The sequence below is a fragment of the Paraburkholderia sp. PGU19 genome, from assembly GCF_013426915.1.
In the GTDB taxonomy this organism is placed as follows: Bacteria; Pseudomonadota; Gammaproteobacteria; order Burkholderiales; family Burkholderiaceae; genus Paraburkholderia.
The window spans coordinates 2,626,449-2,644,864 of sequence record NZ_AP023180.1 but is presented as its reverse complement, the minus strand read 5'-3'; the positions used below and the strand labels follow the sequence as shown (position 1 = coordinate 2,644,864).

Below are 18,416 nucleotides of genomic sequence, written 5' to 3'. Positions count from 1 at the left end.
GTCAGGATGACCTTTCCCTTTCGTTTTGCCCAATTCATGAGAATGAAAATCACGATCCACAAAGAAAACTGTAGCGCCGAGTCATGCCGCAAAGTACATCGGATATGCGCATGTCATCGAACTCGCTAATGTTGCCCACTGAATATCTCAATAGACGGAGCGTCAATAAAAGGATAACGAATTCGTAATTAGACGGTCAGTGCTGCGATAACTCACGTCACTAGAATGGTCTTCGTGGAAACAACCACTTCCTCAATACTTAGGAGGGTCATCATGAAGCTGCCAGCCTTGTTCGCGGCCACCGTGCTCGGTCTTGCATTCGGTGCGAATGCCTTTGCACAAGCAACTCCGCACGGCATCACGCGTGCCGAAGTGCATGCACAACTTGTCGAGGCACAGGCCGATGGGTTAGTGCCTGCTCCCAAGAACGACTATCCGCCTTCCGCCGATACCATCGCACGGAACAAGGAACTGTATGCGATCCAGCATCACCAATCCGCTAGCGATACCGCATCCGCAACCGGGAACATGGACGCCCCGCGCGCTGCCTCCGATTGACCGCGTGTGGGCGAAGAGATCATCGTTACCGCGACGGGCATCACGCCCGTCGCGATTCCCGCTATAAAGAAGCCTCAATCTGGCGAAACAGTGCGGCGATAGAATCGCCCCCGGGGTACTCAGAACACGTGTCGAATCCCCACTCGCGCGGCGAACTGATTGGCCGTCGTCGATGGCGCATCCGTGCCCGTGATGAATGCGGTATTCAGAGGTGCTGCAGCACCGGTTCCACCGCTCGCGTGCTGATACATCCCTTGAACATAAACATCTGTTCGCGATGACAGATTGTAGTCTGCCATCAAGCCGACCTGATGCCATTTGGGCTTCGAGTTGCCGGCCGTACTGTCGAAATGACCCAGCGTGTAGCTGTACATGGCGCCTACAAAGGTATTCTTCACGAACTGATACTTCGCGTTGACCTCGAAGTTATCGAACTTCAGACTGGTCGCGGTGTTCGCAAAATTCCCCGTGTAGACCGAGCCCGTCGCATCGTTAAGGCTCGTATGGCTATAGACGAAGCCCAGTATCGTGGATCCAAGTGTGTAGTTGATGCCTGCACCCCACACCTGTTGCCGGCCTGCGAAGAAGTTCGTATCGTCCGTCGCAAGCGAGCCTCCAGCGTTTGCACCCGGATTGTTGATCTGCATATATGCCGCAGCGATTGCAACAGGGCCCCCTACGTATTGCGCACCGAGGCTATAGGCTCGATTGTTCGCAAAGCCGCCCGGCTGGTTGCTGAACCCATAAAGACCGCCGAATGTAAAGCCACCGAGAACGGGACTCGTGTACTTCACGGAATTGTTGAGCCGGAATGAGTTGTCGGTGTTGTCATTGTCGTAGGGGTGCGAAAGCAGATAACCGGCCCAGTTACCATTCGCCGTCAACGGTGCAAGGTAGTCTACGACGGAGTCGTACTGACGACCCAGCGTGACTGCGCCAAACCGATCTGAATTCACACCGACGTATGCCTGACGGCCAAACATGCGCCCCGACTGTCCCAGTTTGCCGGAGTTCACGTCAAAGCCATTTTCGAGCGTGAAAATAGCCTTCAACCCTCCGCCAAGATCCTCGGAACCGCGCAGCCCCCACCGGCTCCCCTGTGCAAAGCCGCTCTGCATCTGAACTGCGGAATGTCCGCCTGTGTTATTCGTATAGTTCAAACCTTCGTCGATCAAGCCATACAGCGTTACGCTGGTTTGCGCCATTGCTACCGTCGGGACAGCAACACAGCCGAGCGCCGCACCGGCGATCAGGAGCTTCTTCATTTCATCGATTCCTTGATATGTTGACCAGTCTTCTGTCCATCGCCAGCGCCTCTCGACATCCCGCACAGCGAACCCCGGACCGAAGAAGGCCACACTCTAGGAGCGTTAAAATTCCACTCTCTCAGCAATTCAATATTGCTGAAATTCTGTTGCGTCCATTCCACGGCCAGGACACGACACCAACTTTATCGAGCCGGCTCGTAATCAGCAAGGTCTCCTAGACCCCGCTCCACACCAGATCTGGATGCATCTGCATAAGGTTTGCCGTCGACCGCTGAGCGTGCCGTAAGGACCTCTTCTCGTAGAATTCCGCCACAAAGTCTATAAAGGTGCGAAGGACGATTGGCATATGTCGATGACTGGAATATAAAAGCCACACCGTCCATTGGCTCTCGCAAAGCTCAGCATCGTTAAGGACCATCCGCAATCTTCCGTCCGACAACTCGTCCGTGACGACAGACCTCGGAAGTCGGGCGATTCCCAGTCCAGCACACGCGGCCCTCTTCACCATGAGTGGACTTTGCAGATTCATGATTGGCCGAACCACGACACGCTGCGTTCCGTTTCGATCGCGAAACTCCCAGTATCGGCTCGGAGCATCGGACGAAAGGAGCACGTCGTGCGATGCCAGATCAGCAAGTGTTCGGGGCGCGGCATTCCGCTCCAGATAAGATGGACTCGCGACAATCACGTCGCACGTTTGCGCGATTGGCTTGCATATGAGCGATGAGTCCTTGAGTCGCCGCGCGGCGTTGAAGCAAATGTCGAAGCCTGCCGGATCTATATCCGACATAGTCTCGAAAACGGATAGTTCGAAACTCATTCGCGGCTGGAGGCTTCTGTATCCGGTGAGTAGATGCGGGAGATCTGTCGACGCAAACGACGCCGATGCAGAAATACGGAGACAGCCGGCAGGTTGCTGCGTCGCATCTGCGACGCACTCGTCCATTGATTCCAGAAGCTTCATGAGATCAATGGCATATTCCAGATATTGCTTTCCCACGGGCGTCAGCGAAACGTGTCTTGTCGTTCGATTCACGAGACGAACATCGAGGTCCTTCTCAAGCATCGCGACGCCGCGCGTAACGACTGAACTTGACACCCTTAGCTGCTTTGCGGCTTCAGCAAAACTTAGACAGTGGGCGACCGTCACAAATATACGGATGGAAGCGAGCTTGTTCATTGGAATGGAGCGGAGTTGCAACAGGTTTCGACCGATAGGTATCGGAAGGGTACAGAGGCACGCTTGCGCGTTTCCGTCAATCCGATTACGAACCTGTTATCTTTTTCTCGATATATGCGCGAACAGTTGACTGCTTCTCGATCTCTTAAGCATCGCATAAGGAAATATCGATCTTTTCAAAAGGTCGCGCGACAGCAAATTGGCATGTTTGAAAGAAGAAAAAAGCATTCTGTAATCACCTAAGCATTCGATAAGCAATGCGCCCTCATAGTGCAGCCTGAGGTTCTGATCTGCACCTCGATTACCGAGCCGGGTATCGTGAAAAATTGGGGAAAGGGAATGTCACATCGCCACGTCGCACCGACGCAAAACAAGGTTCCAGAGGTCACGATCGCCTTCTGGACAATCAAGATCTTGTCCACCACGGTCGGTGAAACGGGTGCCGATTATCTCGCTGTCCATGTCGGCCTGGGCGCCACGTTGACGATAGCAATCACGCTTTCCATGCTCGCTGCATCGCTCGTTACACAGTTGATGAAACGAGCCTATGTGCCGTGGATCTACTGGCTAACTGTCGTGCTGGTAAGCGTGGTCGGCACGCAACTGACGGACGTTCTCACGGATGTTCTCGGAGTCAGCCTTTACACGAGCACGGCCGCATTCGCGGTACTGCTCTGCGTTATTTTCGGGACCTGGTACTACAGAGAAAGAACGCTCTCCATTCACACAATCGTCACCCGCAATCGCGAACTCTTTTACTGGACTGCGATTCTCGTCACGTTCGCACTGGGCACGGCAGCTGGAGACCTTGCAACCGAAGCGTTAGGGCTCGGTTTCAGTCTCGGCGTCGTCATATTCGGTGTCATGCTTGTCATGATGGGCGTTGCGGCCTACCTCGGCGCCGATCGCGTACTGATCTTCTGGCTTGCCTACATTCTGACCCGACCTTTTGGCGCGTCACTGGGCGATCTCCTATCCCAGGCAACTGAGTACGGCGGACTTGGATTGGGTACCGTCGTCACCAGTATTGCCTTTCTCTCCATCATTGTCGTCCTGGTATTCCTGCATACCGCTGCGAGAGTCCGGCAAAGCAGGATCAGCAGTACCTAGTTGCACGCCCCTCTTATACCCGTTCACCGTCATCTTTCAACCGGAGGATCAACAATGAAGCGTGCCATCGTCAGTTCCGCACTCTCGTTCGTAACAGCCACCGCCGTCGCGGCCAGTCACGCATCGGCCGTGCATGCGCCGCAATGGCTTGCAGCACTGTCACCCATCTCGTCCGCAAACGCAGCCACAGAGGCATCAAAGCTCGGCGATCTTTCGAAGTTCCGCGTGATCGTTGTCGACACCTCGAAGCTGGTCGACGCCAACGATCTCGCCGGCGCGAAAAAGCGGATCAAGGACCTGGAAACGTCGTGGGACGAGGCCGAAGCGGGATTGAAACCACGCGCCGCCGCAGACTGGCACAAACTCGACAAGTCAATCGACGACGCGCTCGAGGCCCTTCGCGAAAGTTCACCCAGCCAGGCCAGGTGCAAAAAGACGCTCGCGGATTTGCTCGCGTTGATGGATCGGATGAGCGGCAAGGTTTGAGGTCGACATCAGGTTCCTCCTCTTAAGCCTTTGATAAGCAACAGGCCGCGACAATCCTGTCATTCGGGAGAAATCGCACCATGCGCCTGTTGCTGTTAGAAGTTGACGAGATGATCGGTGAGCCTGTCGCGAGCCGACTCTATACCCGTTCGGAACTCGAAGACAAGTTGCACGGATGTGGCGAAGGAACCGCCAGCAACGCGATCGAAATGCATGTACAGGGTCTGCGGCGCAAGATTGGTGCTGGCCTGATAGCGACCGTGCGTGGTGCCGGCTACCGGCTCAAGCGATGCGAATGACGTCGATCCGGCGCTGGCTGCTGGGATGGTTAATTGCAGGCCTCGCAGTCTCGGCGTTGACAGCGGGCTATGGCATCTTCCACACCGCGCGCGAAGAAGCCAGCGAGCTATTTGATTTCGAGCTCCGCACGGTCGCCGAATCGATTCCCGCAAACATCAGCACCACCGACGCAGTCCTGCAAAGCAAGCCTGATTTCGAAGGTTTGTCGGAAGATCGTCTTTTCATCGAGGTGTGGGATCAGGCAGGCGGGAGCGTCTACAGATCGCTGGGTGGAATTGATCTTGCACGCTTCCCGGCGGGTCTGCGCACAATCGAACGCGACGAGTATCACTGGCGCGTATACGGCGTTCAGCAGGGCACGCGCTTCGTACAGATCGCGCAACCCGTCTCCGTGCGCGAGAATCTCGCACTTCGCCTTGCATTACGCACGCTGGCGCCGCTAGCACTGTTCTTCCCGGTCATCATCGCGATCGTTCTTTTCGTTGTCGGGCGCGGGCTTGCTCCGCTAGCAGAAATCTCCCGTGCATTGACTACGCGTTCTTTCGATTCTCTCGAACCACTGCACCTCGACGCTGCTACACCCGTCGAAGTCAGGCCACTCGTCAATGCATTGAATGATCTGCTGTATCGACTGGACGTGGCGTCACAAACGCAACGGACGTTTGTCGCGGATGCCGCGCATGAATTGCGATCGCCGCTGGCGGCATTGAAGCTTCAATTGCAGTCCGCCGAGCGCGATGGATCACTGGTTGGAAACAAGACGACGTTCGAGCGCATCGAAGGTCGCCTCAATCGGCTCATCCATCTTGTGCACCAGTTGCTCACGCTCGCCCGCGAAGAAGCGCAGATAGGCGCCCATTTCCAGTCGGTAAGCCTGCGCCGGTTGTGCGAGCGTGTCGTCGCCGACTTTTCACTGCTCGCAGAGGAAAAGCAGATCGACCTCGGCCTCGTATGCGTTTCAGCCGCGCAGGCAGATGACACCTACAAGGCTACTGTCGAACCCCCTGGAATTGAAGTGTTGCTCAGCAACCTGATCGACAATGCGATTCGCTATACACCGTACGGCGGTAAAGTCGATGTCATTCTCGCGCGCGAAGCCGGGACGGTCAGCGTTTGCGTATCCGACAGCGGCCCGGGCATACCCGACGAGGAACGGGAGCGCGTATTCGATCGCTTTTATCGCAGTGCAGGTACCAAGGAGCAAGGCAGCGGTCTCGGGCTGGCGATTGCGCTAAAAATTGCGCAGCGTCACCATGCATCGCTCCAGATGCAAAACAATCTCGAACAGCGTGGTCTTCGGGTCACGTTAGCAGGACTGCGCGTAGATAAGCCATCGCTACCATAGCGTCGACACACATTCATAGCTTGACCAGATCGAACTCCGGAATTGCGAGAGTTCGAACCGGTCAACGTCGATCAGACTACATCTACTGCACAGTGATGACTTCCTTCATGTTCGGATGTATCCCGCAAAACACGTTGTAGACGCCGGGCTTGTCGAACTTGAACTGATAGGTGTCGTTCTGATCCAGAGCGGCGGAGCGAAACAGGCCGGAGTCGCTAACCACGGTATGCGGTTCGCCATCCAGATTTTTCCAGGTCACCGTCGACCCCGCTTTAATCGTGGTAGACATAGGTGAAAACATAAAATTCTTGATAACCACCGCATTGGCGTCTTGCGCCTGCGCGACAGTCATCCCTGAAGTTAATGCCGCCACGATCATCCCGACTCCAACAGCGACAACCCGCGTACGACGAAAAATAGCAGATAGCATGATCCGGTTCCTTGCTTGATGAGTGGATGGTGATGGCAATCAGACGAGCGTCGCGTCGGAAAGCGTCGCCTTGAGCGGGTGACGCGAGATCTTGATGCTGGTCACGCCAAGCATGCTGGCAAGCTGATCGCTCGCGACCTTGAGCGGCATCGGCCCAGGGCCATTTCCGGCCGTCGGTTGTGGATAGGCGGTCGAGCGCGCGGTATGGAAAGTAATGTTCCCCTCCACCTTGGACACGATCTGATGGATATGTCCATTCAGTACGGTGACCGAGCCGAACCGCTTCAGATAGTCCATCGCCCGGCCGGCGTCGCCCGTGCCCCATCCCCACGGTTCGTATATCGTCCACATCGGCATGTGCGCGAACACAACGATCGGCGTGCTGGATGAGCGCCCTTTCAGATCGTTTTCCAACCATTCAAGCTGGTCGTCGCCGAGACTCCCCAGACCATTCGGCTTGAAATGCATCACATTGACGAGCCCGATGAAATGCACGCCATTGTGGTCGAAACTGTAGTACCCCTTGTTGTCCGAGGCCTTGCCGAAGCGCTGGAAGTACTCGGTTCCCGGTCCGTCTGTCACATCATGTTCTCCGGGCACAGTGTGCAGTTCGGTGATATTCAACCCCGACAGCAATTGAGCCGCGAGGTCGAATTCCGCTGCCTTCGAGAGATGGGTGATATCGCCCGTGTGTATCGTCAGTGCCGGCTTGACGGGCATCGCGTTGACGAAGTCAATCGTCTCCTTGAGCGTACCGGCGACATCCGGATTGGCTTCCTTGTTGAAGCCGATATGCGTGTCACTGATCTGAAGGAACAGAGGCACGCCTGACGGTGCCGACTTGTCAGCCGTACCGGCGGCGAGCGCTAATTCGACTGGTGTGAGAATGCCGCCGGCCAGAACGAACAGCGTGCCGGCGCCACCGTAGGCGAGGCATTTCAGTGCGCTGCGGCGCGACGGATTGGAAGGCGTATCTGATGACATGATGTGCTCTCGATTGGGGGTTCAGAAGGTATAGACCGCCGAATCACCCAGTGGACCTCCGCCGGCTGGGTTCAAGCACTAGACTGCTGTGTCGTCCGTTCTATTCCCAAAACATGAACGCCTGTTGCTGGCGCCCTGTCATCCGCTGACCTTTCGCGGCGCTGCTGCAACCCCGCACGCGCTTGATAAACGTGGCCGCAGAGTTGGTTGTCCATTTAGCGCGGAATATCCGGCGCGTGTGGACGGTCTAGCAGGCAGGACACACGAAATGGGGAATCGAAATGGACATCATCGACCTGGCCCGTGAATCGGGATTGACAGTCATCCTCGATGGCAGAATCGGCCGCGAGGAATATCACAGCGTATGCGGTTCGATCTCGGCGTTATCGCGATTCGCCGAATCGGTATGTCAGCAGACAGCGAACCCAGATGACCGCGCCTCGCGTCTGTCATCGGCGACCAACGCGTCCGGTCAGGCACGCCGTCGTCATGGCGGACGTGCGGAAACGTCGGGTGCCATACGTCGCTGCCCACCATGTGCCACGCAGCGCTCGCCGCAGTCCGACGTGAGTAGCGTCGATGGTATGTCCCGCACATTCGCGAATTGAGGTTTCGGGTGCAATCCGTTCTGCGCCGTCTTCAGCTCGGGTCGGGCATCGTGTTGCTGACCTATCTCTTCCTCCATCTGATCAATCACGCGCTCGGCATCTGGTCACTGGAACTCGCCGGGCGCGGTCTGCTGGTGGCGTTGTGGCTCTGGCGTAGCATCCCGGGCACGTTCTTGCTGTACGGCGCTGCATCACTGCACTTTTCGCTCGCGTTGCATACGATTTACACGCGCCGCCAATGGACACTGCAGCCGGCAGAATGGATACGCCTCTGGGCGGGCCTCAGCCTGCCGCTGCTGCTCATCCGCCACGCGGTGACGACCCGATTGGCCTCGACGCTCTACGGCTTCGAGCCGAACTATGAGCGCGTCGTCATCACACTGCTCACGAGTGGCACGCAGGGACTGCAGCTTGCGCTGCTCGCGCCCGGCTGGGTACATGGATGCCTTGGATTGTGGTTCCGGTTGCGCCAGCATCCATCGACGCAACGCATGAAAACCGCATTGATGACGTTCGCCATCCTCTTGCCGGTGCTGTCTGCGGGAGGCTTCATCCGCATGATGCGAGCCGTCGAGACAAAGAACTTCATACTCCCGGCACCTGATCCGAAGCTGGCTACCCATCAACTCGCTCTGGACGGCTGGCGTCACGATCTCGTCGCCCTCTACCTCGTGGTGACGATCAGCGCATTCGTTGCCGGCCAGTTGCGCAACGGACTCGAACGGCAACGACAGCAGAAGAATCGCTGAATGCCTGATACGTCACGGCAGGACGCGAAGTCCCGCCACTCGCGTCGAGCACACCCGTCACCCGTGTCGCCCCCTCCAACGCGACGACGAAAATTCGCATGGCCGAATTGATACCAAAATTGTCGATTGAGACAGTATTTTCGGGCGCGTTACGTTTGTAGAGTGTCGATCACCGCATGAGCGCTCACGCGGCCCGGAGAACAAAGGCTAGCCGCCAATCCTCACACCACAAGCAAACCTGGAGTACACAGATGAACCAGCATGCCCACGTAGATGGGATTTATCCCTTCCCGGCTGTGATGCAGACGCGGACGATCGAAACCAACGGTACATCCATCCATGTGCGGGTCGGCGGTCAGGGTCCGGCAGTGGTCATGCTGCATGGCTTCGGCACAACGGGCGACATGTGGGGGCATCTGGCGAGCGCACTCATCGAAGACCACATGATCGTCGTGCCCGACCTGCGCGGCCTGGGCCTTTCGTCGAAGCCTGACGGCGGCTACGACAAGAAGAATCAGGCGGCGGACGTGCTGGGCGTCCTGGACGCTCTGGGTGTGCATACGGCCGAGTTGGTGACGCACGACATCGGCATCATGGTCGGCTTCGCAGTTGCCGCCACGCACCCCGAGCGCGTGAACCGATGGGTAGCGATCGATGCGCCGCTGCCCGGCGTCGGCCCCTGGGATCAGATCACACAGTATCCAGCCATGTGGCACTTTGGCTTCGCTGGCAAGGACATGGAGCGCCTCGTCGCAGGCCGCGAGCGCATCTATCTCGACCGCTTCTGGAACGAACTCTCCCGGAACCCTAAGCGCTTTGATGAAGCGAAGCGCCAGCATTACGCGGCACTCTATGCGCAACCCGGCGCAATGCGAGCGAGCTTTGCCCAGTTCCTCGCGTTCAGCCAGGATGCTGCCGACAACAGGAGATTCCTCACGCAGCGCAAGCTTCAGATGCCCGTCCTGGCCTTGGGTGGCGAAGCGACATTCGGCCCGATGATCGGCGCGGTGATGCGGTGCGCCGCCGATGACGTCGAACACGTGACCATCCCTGATTGCGGGCACTGGATCACGGAAGAACAGCCGGCTGCGGCGACAAAACTTGTCGTCGACTTCCTGCATCGCCATTCGTGAGCTGGTTACCGCTACGTAGTGCGGCGCCGCGTGGCGGGTCCAGTCGCGCCGCAGTTCATCACCGACACTTAAGGAATCTGATTTGAACAAGCACCTGATTGCATCTTGCGCACTCGCGTTGATCGCGGGATCAGCGGTGGCGGCCACGACCACTTATAACCTTGACCCGAGGCACACTTATCCAAGTTTCGAAGCCGACCACTTTGGCGGCATTTCGGTGTGGCGGGGCAAGTTCACGAAAAGCAGCGGCGTCGTGACACTTGATCGCTCTGCAAAGACTGGCATGATCGACGTGTCGATCGATACCGCATCGATTGATACAGGTAATGCGCAACTCGATACGCGTGTGAAATCGGATGAATTCTTCGATGTGAGCAAGTATCCGACCGCGACGTTCAAAGGTAGTGCGCTGCGCTTCGACGGCGACACACCAATCGAAGTATCGGGCGACTTCACCTTTCACGGGGTCACCAAACCGCTGACGTTGAAGATCGATTCGTTCAAGTGCTTCATCAACCCGCTGATCAAGCGCGAAGTGTGTGGTGCGGAAGCCAGCGCGCAATTCGACCGCGCCGACTACGGCGTGACCTGGGGCACCAATTACGGTTTCAGGACGCTGACTCGCTTGCAGATTCAAGTTGAAGGCGTGAAGGCGGACTAGGCAGGAGACGGCCATTGACCACATGAAGGGTCGATCCTCCTACCCTGCCCTTCTGTTGTCGCGGCGCACGCTCTCAGAGGTGCGCTTTTTTTTCATGGGCCTTTGCTTCGATGCCCTGGCCCACGCATTAGTAGCTTCGGACAATTCAACTATCCACCGAAACAGAAGCCACTCCCACCAACGCCACGGCCCGCTCGCGCGCAGCCAGTCTTGCCGCGTGATCGACTTCGGGTCCAAATAGCGTTTTCTCGACGACAACCGATTCGACGTCGGTGATGCCGACCGATCGCAGCCACGCTTCGATATAGGGCCGCTGAAAATCGAACGAATGGGCGGGTGTGCTCGAGTCGATCGAATAGTCGAGTCCTCTCGCGTAGATCACCACCGCCTTCTTGTCTTTCAGCAGTCCCTGGAGCCCACGCTCATCGAACGAGAACAGGATGTCCCGCTGCGACACGACATCGATGAAATGCTTGAGCTTGTATGGAATAGAAAAATTCCACAGTGGCACGGAGAGCAACAACGTATCCGCGTCGTGCAACCGCTGCGCGAGACGCCGGATGTCAGCCCACGCCTGCTGCTGGGCTTCGCTGAGCGGCGTGCCGCTCAGGTCCGCATATTTCGCATCGAGCGCATCGCCGTCGAATTCCGGCAACCTGATCGACCACAGGTCGAGCACGTCGATCGAATGATCAGGATGAGCGCCGCGATAAGCCTCCAGATAAGCGCGCGCAACGTCGAGGGAAGCAGATCGCGTCTTGCGTGGCGACGATTCGATATGCAGCAAGGTCGGCATGGCAATACTCCACGTGAGTTGACTGCCGCCATCACAACATATTTCATTCTAAAATATAAACGAAGTATTGCGGCCTTATTCAGTTCAATTCGCACTGTATTGGAAGGACCATGTTCGATACCGTTCTGCTGCGCTCTTTCGTGGCCGTCGTCCAGGAAGGCGGGTTCACGCACGCCGCCGCCCGTCTCAATCTGACGCAGTCCGCGGTTAGCGCGCATCTGCGACGTCTCGAAAAACAGACCGGCCGGGACCTGCTCGTGCGTACCACGCGCTCGGTGACGCTCACGCCTGACGGTGAACTTCTGCTGGGCTACGCGCGCGCCATCCTCGCGCTCAACCATGATGCACATGCACAACTGCTTCGCGGGCCCAGTGAAGGTGCGATCCGGGTTGGCCTGTCCGAAGACCTCGCCAACGTACGACTGATGAACGTCATGCAGGCGTTCGCGGTTCGCTATCCGCGCATTGCCTTCAGCGTCAGGGTCGGCATTACTGCCGAACTGCTGCAGGCGATGGATCGGGGCGAATTCGACATGGTGATCGTGGGACGCTGCCACGATTCGCGCCCCGGACGCGTGCTATGGCGAGAGCCGCTCGTGTGGGCTGGCGCGGAGTGGGCTTCGCTTACGTCCGGCGCGCCGGTGCCGCTCGCGTTGTTTCCGGAACCGTGCCCGTATCGTGAGGCCGCACTCTCCGCCCTCGCCCGCGCCGGCCTCGATTACCGGATCGTACTGGTGTGCTCGAGCGGCGCCGGTCTGTGCGCCGCCGCCCAGGCTGGCTTTGCGGTGACGCCGGTCGTGCATACGCAACTCGTGCATGGCTTGCGTGCGGTCGCGCCGGATGCCGGCCTGCCGGCACTGCCCGATGTCGAGTTCACTATGTTCTCGGTGCCGGGCACATCGGCCAGCATCGCGGACGAACTAGGCAACGCGATCGTGCTCGCATTTGCGCACAAGGGATGACATCGAGCGAGCACAAGGCGTGCTGCCAAAATCATCGATCTGCGATCGACTTGTTCCACTCGCGCAAAGCAGTCTTTCCTGGGTGCAAACGCGACCGTGCAAACCACGGCGACTCACGACGCCCGCAACTCACGCACCCCCTTTCCTATCCGCCGCCGCAGCAACGTTCGCAACGTGTGGCCATCCGCATACCCAACCTGCTCGGCAATGCGTTCGACGGGGAGTTCGCTCGTCCTGAGCAGATGGACGGCGCGCTCGATCCGAAGATCCTGAATGTACTCGACGGGCGTTTTACCGAGCACCGCGTTCAGACGCCGCGTCAATGTCCGCTTGCTGGTCGCCAGTTCATCGGCAACGACGTCGAGTGAGATTGCCATGCCGAGGTGCTGGCGCACCCATCGGTCGAACCGTTCGACGAGCACATCCGAGTGCGAGAGCTGATCGGAGATCGCATAGGCAGACTGCGAAAGTCGCGAGTCGAATACGAGATACCTCGCAACGAGCGCCGCAAGCTCGGGGCTGTGATTGCGGATCAACCAGAGCGCAAGGTCGAGGTGGCTCAGCGCCGCCCCTGCCGTGATAGCACCGCCGCTGGGCACGACAATCCGGTGCGCGTCGAGGTGCACGTTCGGGTAGCGCTGGCGGAACAGCGGCGAAAGCCACCAGGTGGTCGTGGCATCGTAACCGTCGAGCAAACCGCTTTCAGCCAGCACGAACGTACCCGTGCATGCAGCTGCAACCCGCGCGCCGCCACTTCGCCACGAGCGCAAAGCACCAAGCGCATCGACCACATCATCGCGAGCGAGCGCAGGCACGAGCGCCTCGGGCGACGTGCGGTTGAGCGCGGGCAAGACGACCCAATCCGGCGCAGGCGCGTCAGGCACTTCGCGCACGGGCACTTGCAACCCCAGCTCGGTCCGTACCTGGGGCCGCATTCCTACCACGGTGATGTCGAAGCCCGCCGTGGCCACCCCTGTCGTGCGCGCAAGGCTGTTGGCCATCGTCAAGCTGTCGAGCACAGTGGTGAGGCCCGTATCGAACACCCCTTCGAGCGCGAGGACAAAAATTCGCATGGCAGAATTGATACCAAAATTGTCGATCGGGACAGTATTCTCCAGCGCGCTCCGTTTGTACAGTGTCGATCACCGCATGACCCCTTCATGCGGAGCACTGGAGAGCAAAGATGATCAAGCACGCCTTGTTTGTCCGACTTGAAGCCAAACCGGGAAAGGAGCAGGCGGTAGCAGACTTCCTCGTCGATGGGCTCGAAATGGCCAATCGGGAGTCGACCACGCCAATCTGGTTCGCCCTCAAGCTGTCGCCGACGACGTTCGGCGTATTCGACGCGTTTGCGAGTGACGAGGATCGCCAGGCACACTTGAGCGGCAATATTGCCAGCGCCCTGATGGCCAGCGCCGACGAGATGCTGGCAAGTCCCCCGTCGATCGAATCGATCGACGTCCTTGGCATGAAGAACGTGCTGGCGTGAGCCGTTTGCGCCCCGACAGCACACAGGTCATGCCGTTGGAGACCGTCTCGAACAAACGCGGTGCAATCCCGCGCGTGGCGTTCTGATTCAATCCCGTTCATATAGATGGAGTAGTTCGTGTCGATTCATTTCAAACTAGGCGCTTTGTTCACTGCCCTTGCGTTTTCGAGCGCGTCTTTCGCCCAAACGCCCGACGTCAAACCGGAACGGATTCGCGGCGATATCGTGTCGTTCAAAGGCGAATTGCTGACCGTGCACCGGAAGAGCGGCGACACCGTATCGATCGATGTCAAACCGGACGTCGGCGTCTCGGCTCTCAAGCCCGCCGCGCTTTCCGACGCCAAAATCGGTTCGTACGTGGGGACGCCGGCGATTACGGGCAGCGATGGAAAATTGACGGCCACTTCGATGATCGTTTTTCCCGAGGCAGCGCGCGGTACAGCGGAAGGGCATTTCGCCTATGACTTCGGCCCCAACAGCACGATGACAAATGCAAACGTGGTGTCGGTTGTCACCGGCACTCGCGGCCGTGAATTGAACCTTTCATATAAGGGCGGTTCCAGCACGGTGACAGTGCCGGAGAACGTGCCCGTCGTGACGCCGGTTCCGGCGAGCAGAACGGATCTGACGGCAGGGAAGAAGGTCTTCCTCGTGGTGACACCGGGTGCGAGCGGCGTTTATGACGCGCACGTGCTATTCGTTGAAAAAGACGGTATCGCGCCGCAGTTCTAACACATGATCTGCCGCATTGGCGGAAAGCGCGGGCGGACCATTCTGCGATATTGCAGTTTTCTTTTTCCACTCATTCAATAATCCTAATCACATTTGACGTTCACCTTATTCAAAGGATTGACCATGCGTTTTCTCACGTTACGATCTGCAGCGGCGCACGCCACCGCCGCACTTTGCCTGCTTGCCACTGCCGCCGCGCCTGCTGTTGCCGCACCGGTGAAGAACATCGTGGTGGTCCACGGCGCATTCGCCGACGCCGCAGGTTGGCGTCCCGTCTACAACATTCTGACGAAGGACGGCTACCACGTAACACTGGTGCAGCAACCTCTGACGTCGTTCAGCGACGACGTGACTGCCACGAAGCGCGTGCTTGATAGCCTCGACGGTCCGTGTGTACTCGTCGGCCACAGCTATGCCGGCGCGATCATTAGTGAAGCCGGGAACGACGACCACGTGACGTCGCTGGTCTACATAGCCGCGCATGCGCTCGACGCCGGTGAAACCATCGGGGACAACGGCAAGAAGTATCCGGTCGGCCCCCTATCGATCGTCGGAACGCCGGATCATTTTGTTTACCTGAAACCCACCGACTATCCGTCGCAGTTCGCCCCCGACCTGCGACGCGCGCAGGCCGATTTCGAAGCGCATGCGCAGATACCGCTTGCAGCATCCGAGTTCTCGGCGCAGGTTTCCGATCCGGCATGGAAGACGAAGCCCAGCTGGTATATAGTCGCGAAGGCCGACAAGATCATCAGTCCGGACCTCGAACGCATGTACGCAGAGCGCGCTCACGCCAATACGGTCGAGATCAATGGCGCAAGCCATGCGGTGTTCGAGTCCCATCCGCGGGAAGTCGCCGCACTGATCGAACAGGCGGCGCAGCGGTCTGGCCAGTAAGGAAACATTCCTCGCCGCTTACCGCCAGCTTGTCGGGCACTTCGCGATCATGTGACTGCTGGTCGCGAATTCTCGTATCGATATCGGGCTGAATATCGCGTCGGGACGCAGCGCGGGTAACAGGCCGACTCTTTGTCGACATCCCGCGTTTTCGCGAAAGCAAGCACATTTTTGCGCCTAGAAACAAACCCTAATCCCCAACAGCCGCACCGCGCGTAACCCAACACCCGCCCTACATCCCTTTCAGCAAGGCTACCAATATCCCAAATCGGCACGCACGCCTTGCCGGTTTCGGCGTTGGCCCGATTTTTCGTCGATCTACAGTCGCCTCACACAACGTGAATCCCTACTGGAGGCGACATGAGAATAAGGCGACGAACCGCGTCTATCGCGGCGACGCTGTCATTTGCGGCTGCATGCATCGGCAGCGCGCACGCAATCGAAAAGCCCGAAGAACTGACCGTGCAGAAGCTACCAGCGTGGCATCCGCATGAGGTGTTCGTCGTCGATATTTCGATGCCGTCGATGACGGATGCGCGCGTCTATCTATACGACGCCGATGCGAAAAAGCTGCTCGGCCAGATCGACGCCGGCTTCGCGCCGGGCTTCGCGATCTCGCCGGATCACAAGACGAGCATCGTCTCGACCACGTACTTCGCGCGCGGCTCGCACGGCACGCGCACCGACGTCGTCGAAATGACCGACAACGCGACGCTCGATCACACGGGCGAAATCGTGATTCCGCCGAAGCACGGCCAGCATGTGCCGTCGCCGTACAACACGACGTTCAGCGCGGACGGCAAGCGTCTTTATGTGACCAACATCACGCCCGCCGCATCGGTGACGGTGATCGACGTCGCATCGAAGAAGGTGTTGTCGGAAGTGGACATGGCAGCCTGCGTGCTCGCGTTTCCGTCGGGCAACGACCGCTTCACGGGCCTGTGTGAAAGCGGCAAGGCGCTCACCATCACGCTCGACGCGAACGGCAAGGAAGCGAAGCGCACGATGTCCGACGCGTTCATCGACGTCGACAAGGACCCCGCGTACATCAACGCGTCGCCGTATCAGGGCGGCTATCTGTTCACGACTTTCCACGGCATGGTGCGCACCGCCGACTTCCGCGGCGACAAGCCCGTGTTCGGCAAGCCGTGGTCGCTGCTGACGGACGCCGAGCGCGCCGAAGGCTGGCGTCCTGGCGGCATGCAGCAGACGGCCGTGCACGCGAAGCTGCATCGCTATTACGTCGCGATGCACAAGGGCGGCGAAGGCACGCACAAGGACCCCGGCACGGAAGTCTGGGTGTACGACCTGCAGACGAAAAAGCGCATCGCGCGCTGGGATCTGTCGCAGCAGAAGATCGACCCGATCGCTTCGATCCAGGTCAGCGAGGACGACAAGCCGCTGTTCTACGGCATCACGGGCACGTCGGATCTCGTCGTGATGGATGCGCGCACGGGCAAGCTGCAGCACGTCGAAAAGCAGGTCGGCAATACGTCGTCACTGCTCGTCAATCCGTGAGGCCGACATGATGCTCGATCCTGTACTCGCGACGGGCGCGCAAGCCAGCACGGCGATTGTCGTGCTGCTCGGCGCCGTCGCCAAATGGCGGCGTCCTGCCGCGTTCCGTCAGGCGGTGGGCGATTACCGCCTGTTGCCCGAAGCGTTGACGGCGCCCGCCGCCATCGCGATCACCGCAGCGGAAACGGTGGGCGCCGCCGCGCTGCTGTTCCCCGACACGCGCGTGCTCGGCGCGATCGTGCTGGTCGCGCTGCTGCTCGCGTTCGCGGCGGGGCTCGCGTTCAACATCCTGCGCGGCCACACCGATATCGACTGCGGCTGCTCGGGTTTCGCCGCGACGCAAGCGGCAAGCCAGGCGAACGCGCCGCGCGGCATCGGCTGGTTTCATGTCGCACGCGCCGTGCTGCTCGCTGCGCTCGCCGCGACCGCGTTCATCGAACCCGCGACGCGTTCGATCGTGTGGTTCGACTACCTGACGCTCTTCTTCGCCGTGCTGCTGATCGTCTGCGCACTGCTCACTTTCGATGTGCTGCTGGCCAACGTGCCGCGCCTCTCTCACTTGAGGAATTCATGATGCAAACCGCTCTCACCGTTTCCACCGCGCTGCTGTGGATCGCCGTTCTCGCGCTCGGCGCGATCTGTCTCGCGCTGGTTCGCCAGGTCGGCATTCTGTACGAACGCATCATGCCCGCAGGCGCATTGATGATCGACAAGGGCCCCGCTGTCGGCGCGATCGCACCGACCTTCGAACTGGCCGACATTCGCGGCCAGAACGTGAAGGTGGGCGGCATCGACGCGCAAGGCAAGGCCACGCTGCTGTTCTTCCTGTCGCCGACCTGCCCCGTCTGCAAGAAGCTGCTGCCGCTGTTGCCGTCGCTGCAATCGAGCGAAACCACGCCCGTCAACATCGTGCTCGCCAGCGACGGCGATCTCGTCGAACACCAGCGCTTCGCGCAGAAGCAGAATCTCGATCGCTTCCCGTATGTGCTCTCGCAGGAACTGGGCATGGCGTACCAGATCGGCAAGCTGCCGTATGCCGTACTGCTCGACGACAGCGGCAAGGTGCGCGCGAAGGGTCTCGTCAACACGCGCGAGCATCTGGAAAGCCTGTTCGAAGCGAAGGAACGCGGCGTCGCGTCGCTGCAGGAGTTCGTGCATGGCGATCATCGCCACGAGCAACACGAACAGCACGCCTGATTCATCGAACCCA

The 18,416-nt window shown here is 59.0% G+C and carries 21 protein-coding genes and 1 pseudogene; 16 read left to right on the top strand and 6 right to left on the bottom strand.

Annotated features, from left to right (window positions below; translation table 11 throughout):
- Positions 1-273 precede the first annotated feature (273 nt).
- On the top strand, positions 274-558 hold the full coding sequence (locus H1204_RS29550; RefSeq protein ID WP_180731981.1) for a DUF4148 domain-containing protein: 285 nt from the start codon (positions 274-276) through the stop codon (positions 556-558).
- A gap of 119 nt (positions 559-677) precedes the next feature.
- Here H1204_RS29550 and H1204_RS29545 read toward each other — a convergent pair whose 3' ends face one another.
- Positions 678-1,823, bottom strand: coding sequence for a porin (locus tag H1204_RS29545; RefSeq protein WP_180733338.1), 1,146 nt, complete (start codon positions 1,821-1,823; stop codon positions 678-680).
- A 217-nt stretch (positions 1,824-2,040) separates the two neighbouring features.
- On the bottom strand, positions 2,041-3,006 hold the full coding sequence (locus H1204_RS29540; protein ID WP_180731980.1) for a LysR family transcriptional regulator: 966 nt from the start codon (positions 3,004-3,006) through the stop codon (positions 2,041-2,043).
- A 339-nt stretch (positions 3,007-3,345) separates the two neighbouring features.
- Between H1204_RS29540 and H1204_RS29535 the strand changes: the two genes are divergently transcribed.
- The 4 genes and pseudogenes from H1204_RS29535 (at position 3,346) to H1204_RS29520 (ending at position 6,247) form a co-directional block, all read left to right on the top strand.
- Positions 3,346-4,116, top strand: coding sequence for a hypothetical protein (locus H1204_RS29535; RefSeq protein ID WP_180731979.1), 771 nt, complete (start codon positions 3,346-3,348; stop codon positions 4,114-4,116).
- 54 nt (positions 4,117-4,170) lie between these two features.
- On the top strand, positions 4,171-4,602 hold the full coding sequence (locus H1204_RS29530) for a hypothetical protein (protein WP_180731978.1): 432 nt from the start codon (positions 4,171-4,173) through the stop codon (positions 4,600-4,602).
- 110 nt (positions 4,603-4,712) lie between these two features.
- A pseudogene (locus tag H1204_RS29525) lies at positions 4,713-4,901 on the top strand (helix-turn-helix domain-containing protein); the annotation flags it as partial.
- Positions 4,898-6,247 carry an ATP-binding protein gene (locus tag H1204_RS29520; RefSeq protein WP_180731976.1) on the top strand — a complete coding sequence of 450 codons (1,350 nt, stop codon included), beginning with the start codon at positions 4,898-4,900 and terminating at the stop codon, positions 6,245-6,247. The pseudogene H1204_RS29525 and the gene H1204_RS29520, both read left to right, overlap by 4 nt.
- Positions 6,248-6,329: 82 nt before the next feature.
- On the opposite strand, the gene H1204_RS29515 is transcribed toward H1204_RS29520, so the two are convergent.
- Positions 6,330-6,677: a cupredoxin domain-containing protein gene (locus H1204_RS29515; RefSeq protein WP_180731975.1), complete on the bottom strand. Its 348-nt coding sequence runs from the start codon at positions 6,675-6,677 to the stop codon at positions 6,330-6,332.
- 39 nt (positions 6,678-6,716) lie between these two features.
- Positions 6,717-7,661, bottom strand: a complete 945-nt coding sequence (locus H1204_RS29510) for a metallophosphoesterase (RefSeq protein WP_180731974.1) — start codon at positions 7,659-7,661, stop codon at positions 6,717-6,719.
- A gap of 281 nt (positions 7,662-7,942) precedes the next feature.
- On the opposite strand from H1204_RS29510, the gene H1204_RS29505 reads away from it, so the two are divergent.
- The 4 genes from H1204_RS29505 (at position 7,943) to H1204_RS29490 (ending at position 10,812) form a co-directional block, all read left to right on the top strand.
- Positions 7,943-8,269 carry a hypothetical protein gene (locus H1204_RS29505; protein WP_180730994.1) on the top strand — a complete coding sequence of 109 codons (327 nt, stop codon included), beginning with the start codon at positions 7,943-7,945 and terminating at the stop codon, positions 8,267-8,269.
- Positions 8,270-8,277: 8 nt separating this feature from the next.
- Positions 8,278-9,018 carry a hypothetical protein gene (locus tag H1204_RS29500; protein ID WP_180731973.1) on the top strand — a complete coding sequence of 247 codons (741 nt, stop codon included), beginning with the start codon at positions 8,278-8,280 and terminating at the stop codon, positions 9,016-9,018.
- A 251-nt stretch (positions 9,019-9,269) separates the two neighbouring features.
- On the top strand, positions 9,270-10,151 hold the full coding sequence (locus tag H1204_RS29495) for an alpha/beta hydrolase (RefSeq protein WP_180731972.1): 882 nt from the start codon (positions 9,270-9,272) through the stop codon (positions 10,149-10,151).
- An 82-nt stretch (positions 10,152-10,233) separates the two neighbouring features.
- Positions 10,234-10,812 carry a YceI family protein gene (locus H1204_RS29490; RefSeq protein WP_180731971.1) on the top strand — a complete coding sequence of 193 codons (579 nt, stop codon included), beginning with the start codon at positions 10,234-10,236 and terminating at the stop codon, positions 10,810-10,812.
- A 145-nt stretch (positions 10,813-10,957) separates the two neighbouring features.
- On the opposite strand, the gene H1204_RS29485 is transcribed toward H1204_RS29490, so the two are convergent.
- Positions 10,958-11,608 (bottom strand): NAD(P)H-dependent oxidoreductase, encoded by a 651-nt coding sequence (locus H1204_RS29485; protein WP_180731970.1) that lies wholly within the window; start codon positions 11,606-11,608, stop codon positions 10,958-10,960.
- A 110-nt stretch (positions 11,609-11,718) separates the two neighbouring features.
- Between H1204_RS29485 and H1204_RS29480 the strand changes: the two genes are divergently transcribed.
- On the top strand, positions 11,719-12,570 hold the full coding sequence (locus H1204_RS29480; protein ID WP_180731969.1) for a LysR substrate-binding domain-containing protein: 852 nt from the start codon (positions 11,719-11,721) through the stop codon (positions 12,568-12,570).
- Between the two features lie 113 nt (positions 12,571-12,683).
- Here H1204_RS29480 and H1204_RS29475 read toward each other — a convergent pair whose 3' ends face one another.
- Positions 12,684-13,643 carry a helix-turn-helix domain-containing protein gene (locus H1204_RS29475; RefSeq protein ID WP_180731968.1) on the bottom strand — a complete coding sequence of 320 codons (960 nt, stop codon included), beginning with the start codon at positions 13,641-13,643 and terminating at the stop codon, positions 12,684-12,686.
- A 110-nt stretch (positions 13,644-13,753) separates the two neighbouring features.
- Between H1204_RS29475 and H1204_RS29470 the strand changes: the two genes are divergently transcribed.
- From H1204_RS29470 to mauD, 6 genes are all read left to right on the top strand, one after another.
- On the top strand, positions 13,754-14,059 hold the full coding sequence (locus tag H1204_RS29470; protein WP_180731967.1) for an antibiotic biosynthesis monooxygenase: 306 nt from the start codon (positions 13,754-13,756) through the stop codon (positions 14,057-14,059).
- Positions 14,060-14,176: 117 nt separating this feature from the next.
- The gene (locus H1204_RS29465) at positions 14,177-14,791 is read left to right on the top strand and encodes a hypothetical protein (RefSeq protein ID WP_180731966.1); all 615 of its coding nucleotides are present in this window, start codon (positions 14,177-14,179) and stop codon (positions 14,789-14,791) included.
- Positions 14,792-14,914: 123 nt separating this feature from the next.
- Positions 14,915-15,688, top strand: a complete 774-nt coding sequence (locus H1204_RS29460; RefSeq protein WP_180731965.1) for an alpha/beta hydrolase — start codon at positions 14,915-14,917, stop codon at positions 15,686-15,688.
- A 360-nt stretch (positions 15,689-16,048) separates the two neighbouring features.
- The gene (locus tag H1204_RS29455; RefSeq protein ID WP_180731964.1) at positions 16,049-17,206 is read left to right on the top strand and encodes an amine dehydrogenase large subunit; all 1,158 of its coding nucleotides are present in this window, start codon (positions 16,049-16,051) and stop codon (positions 17,204-17,206) included.
- Between the two features lie 7 nt (positions 17,207-17,213).
- Complete coding sequence (locus tag H1204_RS29450) at positions 17,214-17,780, top strand: MauE/DoxX family redox-associated membrane protein (protein ID WP_180731963.1); 567 nt, start codon at positions 17,214-17,216, stop codon at positions 17,778-17,780.
- On the top strand, positions 17,777-18,403 hold the full coding sequence (mauD, locus tag H1204_RS29445; protein ID WP_180731962.1) for a methylamine dehydrogenase accessory protein MauD: 627 nt from the start codon (positions 17,777-17,779) through the stop codon (positions 18,401-18,403). The genes H1204_RS29450 and mauD overlap by 4 nt, the downstream gene beginning before the upstream one ends.
- Positions 18,404-18,416: the final 13 nt, after the last annotated feature.